This window comes from Massilia sp. CT11-108 (assembly GCF_047302915.1).
GTDB classification, from domain to species: Bacteria; Pseudomonadota; Gammaproteobacteria; order Burkholderiales; family Burkholderiaceae_D; genus Telluria; species Telluria orientalis.
The window spans coordinates 1-12,020 of the sequence record NZ_JBKYMO010000153.1; the positions used below are offsets into that span (position 1 = coordinate 1).

Here is a 12,020-nt window from a genome sequence, read left to right on the forward strand (position 1 = left end):
GAGCGCGAGACCGGCCCAATGCCCGCGCTGCCGCTCGCGTTCACGCGCATCAAGACCGTCGACCAGCTCGACGCCGCGCTGGCCGCCACCGGTGGCCGCACCGCGATGCTGGATTTTTACGCCGACTGGTGCGTGTCGTGCAAGGAAATGGAAAAGCTGACGTTCGTCGATCCGGCCGTCAAGGCGCGGCTGGCGAACACGGTGCTGCTGCAGGTCGACGTGACGGCCAACGATGCGGATGACCGGGCGCTGCTCAAGCGCTTCGGACTGTTCGGGCCGCCGGGCATCATCCTGTTCGACAAGCAGGGGAAAGAGATTCCTGATAGCCGGGTGATCGGCTATCAGGATGCGAACAAGTTCCTGGGTTCGCTGGGCAAGCTGCAGTAATCCTCACGCTGTACAAAGCCACGTCGCCCCTGCGAAGGCAGGGGCCCGGGTTCGTGGCTTGGTCGAGAAACCTGGGCTCCCGCCTTCGCGGGAGCGAGGGTGGGTATTCAGCCTTGTGCGGTGTGGCCGCGATGCTGCCAGCCACCATGGCCACGGTGTCCGAAGCGTGCCGCCTTCTCATCGAACGTCTTCTTCTGGTCCGCGCTCAGGACCGAGTAGAAGGTGCTCAGCGACGCCTGGCGTTGTTCGAGGGCGGCCGTGCGCAGCTTCTGCCGCTCGATCATCTTCGCCATGCGTTCCGACGCCGTCAGGTTGGCCCAAGCGGCCCGGTCGTGGGGCTGGCGTGCAGGCGGCTGCATCGACGCCACGAACGCATTCCAGGCGTTTTCCTGGGCCGGCGTGATCTTCAGCTGGTCGTGCAGCTTCGCGATCCGCTTGGCGCGGAATTGCGCGCGCTGTTCCGGCGTCAGCTTCTGGTGCTGCATGCCGTGGCGGGCCTGCGGTGCGGCCTGGTCCGTCGTCTGTGCATGGGCGCCCAGTGCGGCAGCGCCGAGGGTCAGCGCGGACAGGGCGGCGAGGAGGTGTTTGCGATAGGTTTTCATCTCAGGTTTCCTAGTAGGGTTAAAGTTGGCAAACCGCCAAACGTTGTCTTCATGCTCCGATCTGCGTGCATCGCGTCGTCTTCGCACGGTTCCCATCATGGGCGCAAGATGTAAGCGCAGCGTTTCCCGTCTCTCGTTCTTTGTATCAATTTGTTTCCCTGGAAGATCCATATACAAGCCGATACAAAGTGACTGTTCAGGGTTCGAACAACTCGCGATAATGGCGATATGGACAATCCATCTACCATCCTGATCGTCGACGACGACCGCGATATCCGCTCGCTGCTGGCCGATTACCTCGAAGCGAACGGCTACCGCGCGCTTGCCGCGGCCGACGGCACCGCCATGTGGAAACTCCTGGACGAGTCGCGTCCGGACCTGATCGTGCTCGACCTGAACCTGCCGGGCGACGACGGGCTCACGCTGTGCCGCAAGCTGCGCGCGCATTCGACCATGCCCGTCATCATGCTCACTGCCCGCAGCGAGCCTCTGGACCGCATCCTCGGCCTCGAAATGGGCGCGGACGACTACCTGCCGAAGCCCTTCGAGCCGCGTGAACTGCTGGCGCGCATCCGCAGCGTGCTGCGCCGCAGCCACGCGATGCCGCCGAACTCGCAGGTCGAGAACGTGCAGCAGATGAAATTCTCGGGCTGGACGCTCGACCTCACCGCGCGCCATCTCGTCAATCCGCAAGGTGTCGTCATCATGCTGTCGGGCGCCGAGTTCCGCCTGCTGCGCGTTTTCCTGGAGCACCCGAACCGCGTGCTGAACCGCGACCAGTTGCTGAACCTCACGCAGGGCCGCGACGCCGATCCGTTCGACCGCTCGATCGACATCCAGATCAGCCGCCTGCGCCAGAAGCTGGGCGAGGATGCGCGCATGCCGCAGATCATCAAGACCGTCCGCAACGGCGGCTACGTGCTGGCCGGCCAGGTCACGGTGGAGCCGAGCGCGTGAGAGCTTTCCTCGGCTCGATGACGGGCCGCGTGTTTGCTACCCTGCTGCTGGGCATCGTGCTCACGGCCGCGCTGACCCAGCTGCTGGCCGACGCCGAACGCGCGCGCGTCATCGACGAGTTCCGCGACCTGCACAACCTCGACCGGGCCGAACAGCTCATCATGGCCACCGAGATCGTCCCCGAGTCCGCACGCAAGGCCTACCTCGACGTGGCCAACCGTCCCGGCATGCAGCTCGCCGACGTCGACACCCATCCGGCGGCGCTTGCCCCGACCAACTCCGAATTCACCCAGGCGCTCGCCGCCCGCATGGGCAAAGGGTATGTGATGCGGTCGCTGGCCGCGCGTCCCGCCGCGTGCTCGACGGCGCGCGAACAGCCCGTCGTGTTCGGCCTGCTGCGCATGAAGTGGCGCGGCACGTGCGAGAGCATCGCCGTACGCCTGCGCGACGGCGACGACCTCGTGCTGTCCGTGCTGCCGCCGCGCTCGGCCACGTCGCCGCAACGCACCGACTACACGTGGACGATCTCGATGTTCCTCGTCAGCGTGGCCTTCCTCGCCTACCTCGTGGCGCGCATGACGACTCGGCCGCTGAAGCAGCTGGCGCAGGCCGCGAAAGACCTCGGCAACGACATCAACCACCCGCCGCTCGACCTCACGGGCGCCGACGAGATCCGCCAGGCCAGCGCCGCCTTCAACGCGATGCAGGCGCGCATCCGCCAGTACATCTTCCAGCGAACGCAGATGCTGGCCGCCATCACGCACGACCTGCAGACGCCGCTCACGCGCATGCGCCTGCGCCTGGAAAAGGTCAACGAGCCGGAACTGCAGGAGCGCCTGATCGGCGACCTGTCCGCGATGCAGGCAATGGTGCGCGAAGGCCTCGACCTGGCGCGCAGCATGGACACGAACGAGGCCATGCAGATGCTGGACCTCGACTCGTTGCTGGACTCCGTCGTCGCCGACGCGGCCGAGAGCTGCCAGCGCGTGACCTTGACGGGCCACGCCGGCATGGCGCTGCTGGGCCGGCCGATGGACCTGCGCCGCTGCCTGGTGAACCTGATCGACAACGCCGTCAAGTACGGCCACGCGGCCAGGGTCAGCGTCGACCGCATCAACGGCGCGGCGCGCATCCGCATCCGCGATGCCGGCCCCGGCATCCCGGGCGCCGAGCTGGCCCGCGTGTTCGACCCGTTCTACCGGGTGGAGACGTCGCGCTCGCGCGAATCGGGCGGCACGGGCCTCGGGCTCACCATCGCCCGCAACATCGCCGAGCAGCACGGCGGCAGCATCAACCTCGCCAATCATCCGGAAGGCGGGCTCGAAGCGACCCTGATGTTGCCGGAGTTTTATCCCGGCAAATAAGCACGCTGAAAAATCGCACGGGCAGAAACATTACTGTTACACCCGTGTGGGACAATCTCCGGCGGAGACTCGGTCTTGCGGCCGGCGTCACCCTCATCGCATAAATACACAAAGAGAAAGACCGCGGACAGGCGGCACAGGGAGTGGAATGAAGACCAAGAATATCGCGATCGTCGCCGGCATTGTCATTGCCGTCGGCGCCGGCACGTGGGCCGTGAACCGCGGTTCCGATGCGCATGCCGACGGGGCCGCCGCCCCGGGCGGCAAGGGTAAAGGGGCGCAGCCGCCGGCCGTCGTCAACGTCGTGGCGCCGCACCGCCAGGACGTCGCCGTCGTGCAGCAGGCCAACGGCACCGTGACGCCGGTCCGCGCCGTCGACCTGCACCCGCAGACGACCGCGACCATCCGGCAAGTCCACATCAAGGAAGGCCAGTTCGTCAAACAGGGCGAGCTGATGTTCTCGCTCGACGACCGCGAAGACCGCGCCAACCTCGACAAGGCCCAGGCCCAGGTCGCGCGCGACCGCGCGTCGCTGGCCGACCTCGAGCGGCAATACAAGCGCAGCCAGGACCTGTTCGCGCAGCACTTCATCGCCCAGAGCGCCGTCGACACGCTGCGTGCCCAGGTCGACCAGGCCCGCGCCACCCTGCAGGCCGACAGCGCCGCCGCGCGCGCGAGCAGCGTCACGACGAGCTACACCGCGATCCGCGCGCCGATGTCCGGCCGCGTGGGCGGCATCAACGTCTATCCGGGCAGCCTCGTGCAGCCGGCGACGTCGCTCACGACGATCACCCAGCTCGACCCGATCACCGTCGCGTTCACGTTGCCGGAATCCAGCCTGCCGTCGCTGCTGGCGGCGCAGAAGCGGGGCAAGGTCGAGGTCGAGGCGCTGCCGGGCGCCGACCTGGCACCGGTGAAGGGCCTGCTGAGCTTCGTCGACAACACGGTCGACCCGCAAGCCGGCACGATCAAGGTGAAGGCCGAGTTCGACAACCGCGAGACCACGCTGTGGCCCGGCCAGTACGTGAGCACGAAGGTCATCGTGCAGACCTTGAAGGATGCCGTCGTGATCCCGCAGAACGCCATCATCACCAATGCCCAGGGCACGTTCGTCTACGTGCTCGAGAAGGACCACTCGGCCCGCCTCGTGCCCGTGCGCCGCGTGTACGGGGCGGGCGTCGATGCGGCCGTCAGCGGTCTCGCCGGCAGCGAGCAGGTCATTACCGACGGCAAGCAGAACGTGCGCCCGGGCGCCAAGGTCCGCCTGGCGTCCGACATGGGTAAAGGCAAGGGCAAAGACGTCCACGTCGCCGACAAGGGCTGAACACGATGAACCTGTCCGAACTGTGCATCCGCCGGCCCGTGATGGTCGTGCTGCTGTCGATCAGCCTGATCCTCGTGGGCATCCTGGCGTATTCGCACATCCCCGTCGCGGCGCTGCCCAGCTATAACACGCCCGTCATCAACGTCAACGCCAACCTGGATGGCGCCAGTCCCGAGACGATGGCGTCGTCCGTCGCGCTGCCGCTCGAAAAGCAGTTCTCGACCATCGCCGGCATCAACCTGATCACGTCGACGAGCACGCAGGGCAGCACGTCGCTCACCCTGGAATTCGACCCGTCGATCGACGTCAACGCGGCCGCCGTCGACGTCCAGGCCGCACTTCTTGCAGCCCAGCGCCAGCTGCCGCAGGAAATGACGACGTTGCCGTCGTACCGCAAGGTCAATCCGGCCGATGCGCCCGTGCTGTTCATGACGATGACGTCGCCGTCGATGAACTTGTCCGAGCTGAACGACTACGCGGAAAACCTCGTGTCGCCCGCGATCTCGACGTTGCCGGGCGTGGCGCAGGTGTCCGTCAACGGCGGCAAGCGCTTCGCCGTGCGCGTGCGCGCGAAGACCGATCTCATGAATGCCCGCAACATCACGATGGACGAGCTGGCGACGGCGCTGCGCTCGGCCAACTCGAATTCGGCGCTGGGCATCCTCGACGGCCCGCAGCAGACCATGACCATCCAGGGCCCCGCCCAGATGATGAAGGCGGCCGACTTCGAAAACCTGATCGTCGCCACGCGCGACGGCCTGCCGGTGCGCCTGCGCGACGTGGCCACCGTCGAGGACAGCTACCAGTCGACCCGGGCCTTCGGCGCCTACAATGGCGAGCGCGCCATCGTGCTGCTCGTGCAGCGCCAGCCGAACGCGAACACGGTCGAAGTGGTCGACGGCGTGCGCCGCCTGCTGCCGCGCTTCCAGTCGCAGCTGCCGGCGTCCATCAAGATCAACCTCGTCAACGACCGCTCCAGATCGATCCGCGAGGCGATCCACGACGTGAACTTCACGCTGGCGCTGACGGTGGGCCTCGTCGTGCTCGTGATCTTCCTGTTCCTGCACCGCGCGTCGGCCACGTTCATCCCCGCGATCACGATGCCGATCTCGCTGCTGGGCGCGCTGGCGCTGCTGTTCTGGCTCGGCTACAGCCTCGACAATATTTCTCTACTGGGCATCACGCTGGCCGTCGGCCTCGTCGTCGACGATGCGATCGTCGTGCTGGAAAACATCGTGCGTCACATCGAGATGGGCAAGAAGCCGCTGCGCGCCGCGCTCGACGGCTCGGCCGAGATGGGCTTTACCATCGTGTCGATCTCGGTGTCGCTGATCGCCGTGTTCATCCCGATCTTCTTCATGCCGGGCGTGATCGGCCTGCTGTTCCACGAATTCGCCGTCATCGTTGGCCTCGCGATCCTCGTGTCGGCCGCCGTGTCGCTGACCCTCGTGCCGATGCTGGCATCGCGCCTGCTCCCGGCACATGGCCACGACCACACGGAAGAGAAAACCTTCATCGGCCGCCATTTCGAGCGCGGCTTCACGGCGCTGCGCAATGCCTACGAGAAGACGCTCGACGTGGCGCTGAAGCACCGCTTCGTCGTATTGATCGTCGCGTTCGGCACGTTCGCGCTGACCGTCGTGCTGTACACGACCATCCCGAAAGGCTTCTTCCCCGAGGAAGACATCGGCCAGTTGCGCGTGACGACCGAGGCAGCCGAGGACATTTCGTCGTCCGCGCTCGTCGTGCTGCAGACGAAGGTGGCGGAAGTCATCCAGGCCGATCCGGCCGTGCAGGACGTCACGTCGTTCACCGGCGGCGGCAACAACGGCCGCATGTTCATCGTGCTGAAACCCCGCAACCAGCGCGACAAGATGCCGCAAGTCGTCGACCGCCTGCGCAAGTCGCTGCGCGGGATCGCCGGCGTCAACGTCTACATGGCACCCGTGCAGAACCTGCAGCTGGGCGGCCGCCAGAGCAAGAGCCGCTACCAGTACACGCTGCAGAGCGTGTCCGGGGCGGACATCGGCCAGTGGGCCAACGAGTACCAGGAACGCATGCGCAACAACCCGCTGTTCCGTGACGTGACGAGCGATACGCAGGAAAAGGGCTTGCAGGCCAAGCTCGACATCGACCGCGACAAGGCGAACCTGCTGGGCGTGCAGCTGGGCGATATCCGCACAGCGCTGTACGCGGCGTTCGGCGAGCGCCAGGTCTCGACGATTTATTCCAGCGCGGCCAGCTACTACGTGATCCTGGAAACGGCCAACGAGGACCGCCAGTTCGAGGACGCGCTGTCGCGCCTGTCCGTGCGCAGCAAGACGGGCCAGCTGGTGCAGCTCTCCAGCGTGGCGACGGTGAAACGCACGGTCGGCCCCATCGCCGTCAACCACCAGGGCCAGTTGCAGGCGATCACGCTGTCGTTCAACCTCGCGCCGGACGCGCCGCTCGGCGACGCCACGGCCGCCATCGAGCAGATGGGCCGCGACATGAAGCTGCCCGCGTCGATCATCACGAAATACGGCGGCGACGCGGCCGTGTTCCAGGATTCCCAGTCGAGCCAGCTGATCCTGATCGTCGCCGCGGTCGGCGTCATCTACGTGCTGCTGGGCGTGCTGTACGAGAGTTTCATCCACCCGATCACGATCCTGGCCGGCCTGCCGTCCGCCGCGGTGGGCGCGCTGCTGACCTTGCGCCTGTTCGGCCTGGACCTGACGATGATCGCCATCATCGGCATCCTGATGCTGATCGGCATCGTGAAAAAGAACGCGATCATGATGATCGACTTCGCCCTCGACGCCCAGCGCAACCGGGGCATGGCGCCGGAGCAGGCGATCCGCGAGGCGTGCATCCTGCGCTTCCGCCCGATCTTGATGACGACGCTGGCCGCGCTGATGGGCGCGCTGCCGATCGCGCTGGGCCTCGGTGCCGGCGCCGAGCTGCGCCAGCCGCTGGGTCTCGCGGTGTGCGGCGGCCTGATCTTCTCGCAAGTCATCACGCTGTACATCACCCCGGTGATTTATTTGTACCTCGACAAGTACAGCGGCAGCGGCCCGATGACGGATACGCAGCTCGTGGATGTGGAGCAGGGGCGGAAGCCGGTATTGACGAAGGTGGCGTGACGATTCTGCTGGGCAAGGTTGATACACACTGTAACAACCATTAAGCTACCCAGCTTGTACTCTCATTACAGATCCTTAACAGCGCGTGCGCGGCTAATCCAAACGGGTTAGACTGCGCCTCGTCAATATCATTTATTTGTCCTCCGACCGGAGGCGTTCATTATCTTGCGTGACCATTCCCATATCCCGCTGGAAGACAGCGATGTCTGCGCACATTGCGGCCAGCCGCTGCCCGGACGGAAAGTGGTCATCTATGGGCAGAAGGGCCCGAACCGGACCGGCATCGCGATCACGATCGGGCTGCACCTGCTGCTCGTGGCCGTCTGGCTGTTCCAGCCGAAAGTCGAAAGGCACGCGCCGCCGAAAGCCGGCGAAGCCGTCGTGTGGCTGCCGCCGCTGAAGCAGAACAAGCCCGCCGCCAAGCCGGCCGAGCAGGCACCGAAGCACACCGCCAAGGCAGCGGCCGCGCCGAAGTTCACGCCGCCGCGCATCACGATGCCGCGCCTGCCGAACACGATCACCGTGCCGGAGGTCAAAACGGTGGAGGAAAAGCCGCAGCCGCCGAAGGAAGAGACGAAGACGCCGCCGCAGGAAGTCGACATGCAGGCCTATATCGAGGCCCAGCGCAAGCGCCGCGGCGCCCCGGCGCAGACGGACCAGGCCGAGGAAAGCGAAGCCGCGCGCGGCACACGCAACGCGCTCGCGAACATCGCCGCCATCAACGGCCGCGGCGGCCAGGATCCGAACGAGACGGGCGGCGTGTTCAGCATCTCCAACAAGACGTTCAGCCGGGCGGACCTGAAATTCCGCGGCTGGAACCCGAATTTCAAGCGCCGCTGGCTGACGGCGGTGACGGTCGAGCGCGGCAGCGACCCGGACATCGAGACGGCCATCGTCAAGAAGATGATCGAGCTGATCCGCAAGGAAAAGACCGGCGACTTCGAGTGGGATTCGCACCGCCTGAACCGCGTCGTCACGCTGTCGGCCCGGCCGCAGGATACGGACGAACTGATGGCCTTCCTGTACAAGGAAATGTTCCCGGAATACAAACCGCCGCGCTAGGCCGGGGCTGCCGGCCCAGGCATCGTCACTCGTGCGAGGAGAACAGCTTCTCGATCGGATAGTGGTGCTTGACGAAGGGCGACTGGATCACGATGTAGCTGAAGTATTTCTCGATGTTGATGCTCTGCCGGAGCACGTCCTCGGCGATGCTGTGGTAGTGGGCGACGCTGCGGGTGACGAACTTGAGCAGGTAGTCGAAGCCGCCGCTGACCAGATGGCATTCGACGATCTCGTCGATGCTACGGATGGCGGCCTCGAACTTGGCGAAGTCCTCGCGGCGGTGGTCCGACAGGGTGACCTGCGTGAAGACCACCTGCATGTCGCCGAGTTTCTCGAGCTGCAGATGGGCCCCGTAGCCGTTGATGTAGCCCGCCTTCTCCAGGCGCTTCACGCGGATCAGGCACGGGCTGGGAGACAGGCCCACGGCATCGGCCAGGTCGACATTCGTGACCCGGCCGTTACGCTGCAGGTGGCTGAGGATGCGGATGTCGATCCGGTCCAGCTTGAGGGTATCAGGGATCATCGTGGCCTGCCATTTCTGTCTCGCCGTTGATGCTAATCATCATACTATCAGCGTCTCTGTAATGCATATGATGATTTTTCCCTGAGGCCACATCAAATTGTCTTGAGCGCGCGGCGCACGTCGGCCTGGTCGAGCACCTCGTCGAGGGTCCGGGTCAGGCGCTCGAACATCAGGTCGAAGTCATCCGCCGTATAGCACAGGGCCGGGGCGAAGCCGAGCACGTTGTCGCCGAAGGCGCGGAACACGAGGCGGTTGCGGTAGGCCGCGACGGCGATGCGTTCGTGCAGCTTCAGCGCGGGGTCGAAGCGGGTCTTGTCGGCCTTGTCGGCGACCAGTTCGAGCGCGCCGAGCAGCCCGCGGCTGCGCGCGTCGCCGACGAGCGGGTGCGAGAGCAGGTCGCGCAGGCCCTGTTCGAAGCGCGGTGCCTGGGCCTGGCCGTTGGCCAGCAGCCCGCCTTCGGTGTACAGGCGCAGCACTTCGAGGCCGACCGCGGCGCTCACCGGGTGGGCGGAATACGTATGGCCATGGCCCACCGGTACGCCGGCCGGCATGTGGTCGGCGATGCCGCGGTACACCGCGTCGGACATCAGCACGGCGCCCATCGGCGCATAGCCTGCCGTGAGACCCTTGGCCACGACCATCAGGTCCGGCTCCACGCCTTCCTCCTCGCACGCGAACATCGGGCCCGTTCGGCCGAAGCCCGTGATGACTTCGTCGACGACGAACAGGATGTCCAGTTCGCGGCAGGCGTCGCGCATCGCCTTGAGCCAGCCCCTGGGCGGCACGAGCACGCCGCCGGAGCCCTGGATCGGTTCGCAGAAGAACGCCGCTACATTGTCCTGGCCCAGCTCGCGGACCTTGGCGCGCAGCGCCTCGACCGACGTGCGGATGATGGTGTCCGGATCGGAACCGGCCGGATTGCGGTACGGGTAGGGCGAGGGAATCTTGTGCTGCTGGGGCAGGGGCAGGTCGAAATTGTGGTGGAACACGGCCAGCGCGGTCAGGCCCGCGCCCATCGTGGACGAGCCATGGTAGCCGCGCTCGAGCGAGATGAACTGCTTCTTGGTCGGACGGCCGGTCGAGTTGTAGTAGTGCGTGACGAAGCGGATGGCGGAATCGTCCGCGTCCGAGCCGCCCAGCGTGAAATACACGTGGCGCAGCGAGGCCGGCGCCAGTTCCACCAGGCGTGAGGCAAGGCGGATGGCGGGTTCGGAACCGAAATGGAAATAGCCGGTCGCATAAGGCAGCTTGCGCATCTGCTCGGCGGCGGCCCGGACCACGCTCTCCTGGCCATAACCGACGTTGACGCACCACAGGCCGGAAAACGCGTCCAGCAGTTCCGTGCCCTGCGCGTCGCGCAGGTAGGCGCCGTGGCCCGATTCGAGGATCGTGACCCCTCTTTGCTCATGGGCCTGGTAATTCACGAGCGGGTGGATCAGGTGGTCGCGGTCCAGCGCGACGAGGGAATGGGTAGGCATGAAGGGCTCCAGATGAAAGGGGAAGACAGCGACATGGTAGCCACGGGCGCGCAGCGATAGCTGCCGCCGGCACGGTGGAAAACATGGCGGGCATTGCGTAATTGCGAAGGATTCGGAATTTCCTGCTGCGCACCCGGTGCGATACTGCCTGCCCGACGCAGCCCGTAGCCCACCAGGAGATTGCCTTGACCCTCACCATCAAGACCCGCCTCGGCATCGTGATCGCCTTCCTGTCGGTCCTCGCGGCCGGCATCGGCGTGCTCGGCCTGCATGGCATGCAGCTGGCCAACCAGGGCCTCAAGGAGGTGTACGAGAACCGCGCACTGATGCTGGAGCGGATCTCGCGCATCGACGCGCTGCTGCTGCAAAACCGCCTGTCGCTGGCGCAGGCCATCAACGACCCGATGGCCGACATCAAGGCCGAATCGGCGCGCATCGAGCGCAACGCCGCCGAGATCGACGAGGCCTGGCGCGCCTGCCTGCCCGCCGCCGTCCTGCGAGAGGAGCGGCGCCTGGCCGACCGCTTCGGCGCCGCCTGGACGCGGATGCGGGACGAGGGGCTGCGGCCGGCCATGGCCGCGCTGCGGAGCGGCGATGTGGAAGCGGCCAAGGCCGCGCAGGAGCACATGCGCCCGATGGCGGGCGAGGTCGCGGAGGACATGCACGGCTTGCGCCGGCTGCAGGTGGACGCGGCACGGCGCGAGTACGAGCGGGCAGCCGCGCGCTACACGGTATTGCGCAACGGCGCGGCAGCGGCCATTGCACTGGGCACGCTTGCCGCCGCGCTGTTCGGCGGCTACCTGATCCGCCACATCTATCGCGATCTCGGCGGCGAGCCGGCGTACGCCGCCGCCATCGTGCGCCGTATCGCGGCAGGGGACTTGAGCGGCGCGGTCGCCCTGCGCGCGGACGACCGGCGCAGCCTTCTGGCCGCGATGGATTCCATGCAGCGCAGCCTGACCCGGACCATCGGCCGGATCGACGCCACGGCGGTGACGATCGGCGCCGCGTCGACCCAGGTCGCCGGCGGCAGCGCGGATTTGCGCGGCCAGATCGAGGAGCAGGCCAACGCCCTGCGGCAGACGGCGGCATCGATGGACCAGGTGGCCCGGGCCGTGAAGCAGAACGCCGACAGCGCGCGCGACGCCGACCGGCTGGTGGCCTCCACCGCCGCATTCAACGCCAGGATGTTGGTCTGGAA

Annotated in this window: 10 protein-coding genes; 7 read left to right on the plus strand and 3 right to left on the minus strand. The window is 66.4% G+C overall.

The features are described from left to right. On the plus strand, nt 1–387 hold a 387-nt coding region (locus ACEN88_RS14245; RefSeq protein ID WP_413340536.1), incomplete at its 5' end, for a thioredoxin fold domain-containing protein. A gap of 107 nt (nt 388–494) precedes the next feature. Here ACEN88_RS14245 and ACEN88_RS14250 read toward each other — a convergent pair. Further along, nucleotides 495–989, minus strand: coding sequence for a Spy/CpxP family protein refolding chaperone (locus ACEN88_RS14250; protein WP_413340537.1), 495 nt, complete (start codon nt 987–989; stop codon nt 495–497). A 228-nt stretch (nt 990–1,217) separates the two neighbouring features. Between ACEN88_RS14250 and ACEN88_RS14255 the strand changes: the two genes are divergently transcribed. The 5 genes from ACEN88_RS14255 (at nt 1,218) to ACEN88_RS14275 (ending at nt 8,818) form a co-directional block, all read left to right on the plus strand. Next, entirely contained in the window at nt 1,218–1,946 is a 729-nt protein-coding gene (locus ACEN88_RS14255) for a response regulator (protein WP_413340538.1), read from the plus strand. Continuing rightward, entirely contained in the window at nt 1,943–3,310 is a 1,368-nt protein-coding gene (locus ACEN88_RS14260; RefSeq protein ID WP_413340540.1) for an ATP-binding protein, read from the plus strand. Before ACEN88_RS14255 ends, ACEN88_RS14260 begins: the two co-directional genes overlap by 4 nt. 148 nt (nt 3,311–3,458) lie before the next feature. Then, nucleotides 3,459–4,634: an efflux RND transporter periplasmic adaptor subunit gene (locus ACEN88_RS14265; RefSeq protein WP_413340542.1), complete on the plus strand. Its 1,176-nt coding sequence runs from the start codon at nt 3,459–3,461 to the stop codon at nt 4,632–4,634. 5 nt (nt 4,635–4,639) lie between these two features. After that, nucleotides 4,640–7,756: an efflux RND transporter permease subunit gene (locus ACEN88_RS14270; RefSeq protein ID WP_413340544.1), complete on the plus strand. Its 3,117-nt coding sequence runs from the start codon at nt 4,640–4,642 to the stop codon at nt 7,754–7,756. A 165-nt stretch (nt 7,757–7,921) separates the two neighbouring features. Further along, on the plus strand, nt 7,922–8,818 hold the full coding sequence (locus ACEN88_RS14275; protein WP_413340546.1) for a cell envelope integrity protein TolA: 897 nt from the start codon (nt 7,922–7,924) through the stop codon (nt 8,816–8,818). Between the two features lie 25 nt (nt 8,819–8,843). Here the strand turns inward: ACEN88_RS14275 and ACEN88_RS14280 are convergent, their stop codons facing one another. Together ACEN88_RS14280 and ACEN88_RS14285 are read right to left on the minus strand one after the other, a co-directional pair. Next, nucleotides 8,844–9,341: an Lrp/AsnC family transcriptional regulator gene (locus ACEN88_RS14280; protein ID WP_371759419.1), complete on the minus strand. Its 498-nt coding sequence runs from the start codon at nt 9,339–9,341 to the stop codon at nt 8,844–8,846. Nucleotides 9,342–9,433: 92 nt separating this feature from the next. Further along, nucleotides 9,434–10,819 (minus strand): aspartate aminotransferase family protein, encoded by a 1,386-nt coding sequence (locus ACEN88_RS14285; RefSeq protein WP_413340548.1) that lies wholly within the window; start codon nt 10,817–10,819, stop codon nt 9,434–9,436. 185 nt (nt 10,820–11,004) lie between these two features. Here ACEN88_RS14285 and ACEN88_RS14290 point away from each other — a divergent pair. Continuing rightward, on the plus strand, nt 11,005–12,020 hold a 1,016-nt coding region (locus ACEN88_RS14290; RefSeq protein WP_413340550.1), incomplete at its 3' end, for a Tar ligand binding domain-containing protein.

Excerpts from the sequence above, each read along its gene's own strand:
- ACEN88_RS14255 (WP_413340538.1), top strand. The coding sequence starts at position 1,218 with ATGGACAATCCATCTACCATCCTGATCGTCGACGACGACCGCGATATC.
- ACEN88_RS14285 (WP_413340548.1), bottom strand. The coding sequence starts at position 10,819 with ATGCCTACCCATTCCCTCGTCGCGCTGGACCGCGACCACCTGATCCAC.
- ACEN88_RS14265 (WP_413340542.1), top strand. The coding sequence starts at position 3,459 with ATGAAGACCAAGAATATCGCGATCGTCGCCGGCATTGTCATTGCCGTC.
- ACEN88_RS14270 (WP_413340544.1), top strand. The coding sequence starts at position 4,640 with ATGAACCTGTCCGAACTGTGCATCCGCCGGCCCGTGATGGTCGTGCTG.
- ACEN88_RS14250 (WP_413340537.1), bottom strand. The coding sequence starts at position 989 with ATGAAAACCTATCGCAAACACCTCCTCGCCGCCCTGTCCGCGCTGACC.
- ACEN88_RS14280 (WP_371759419.1), bottom strand. The coding sequence starts at position 9,341 with ATGATCCCTGATACCCTCAAGCTGGACCGGATCGACATCCGCATCCTC.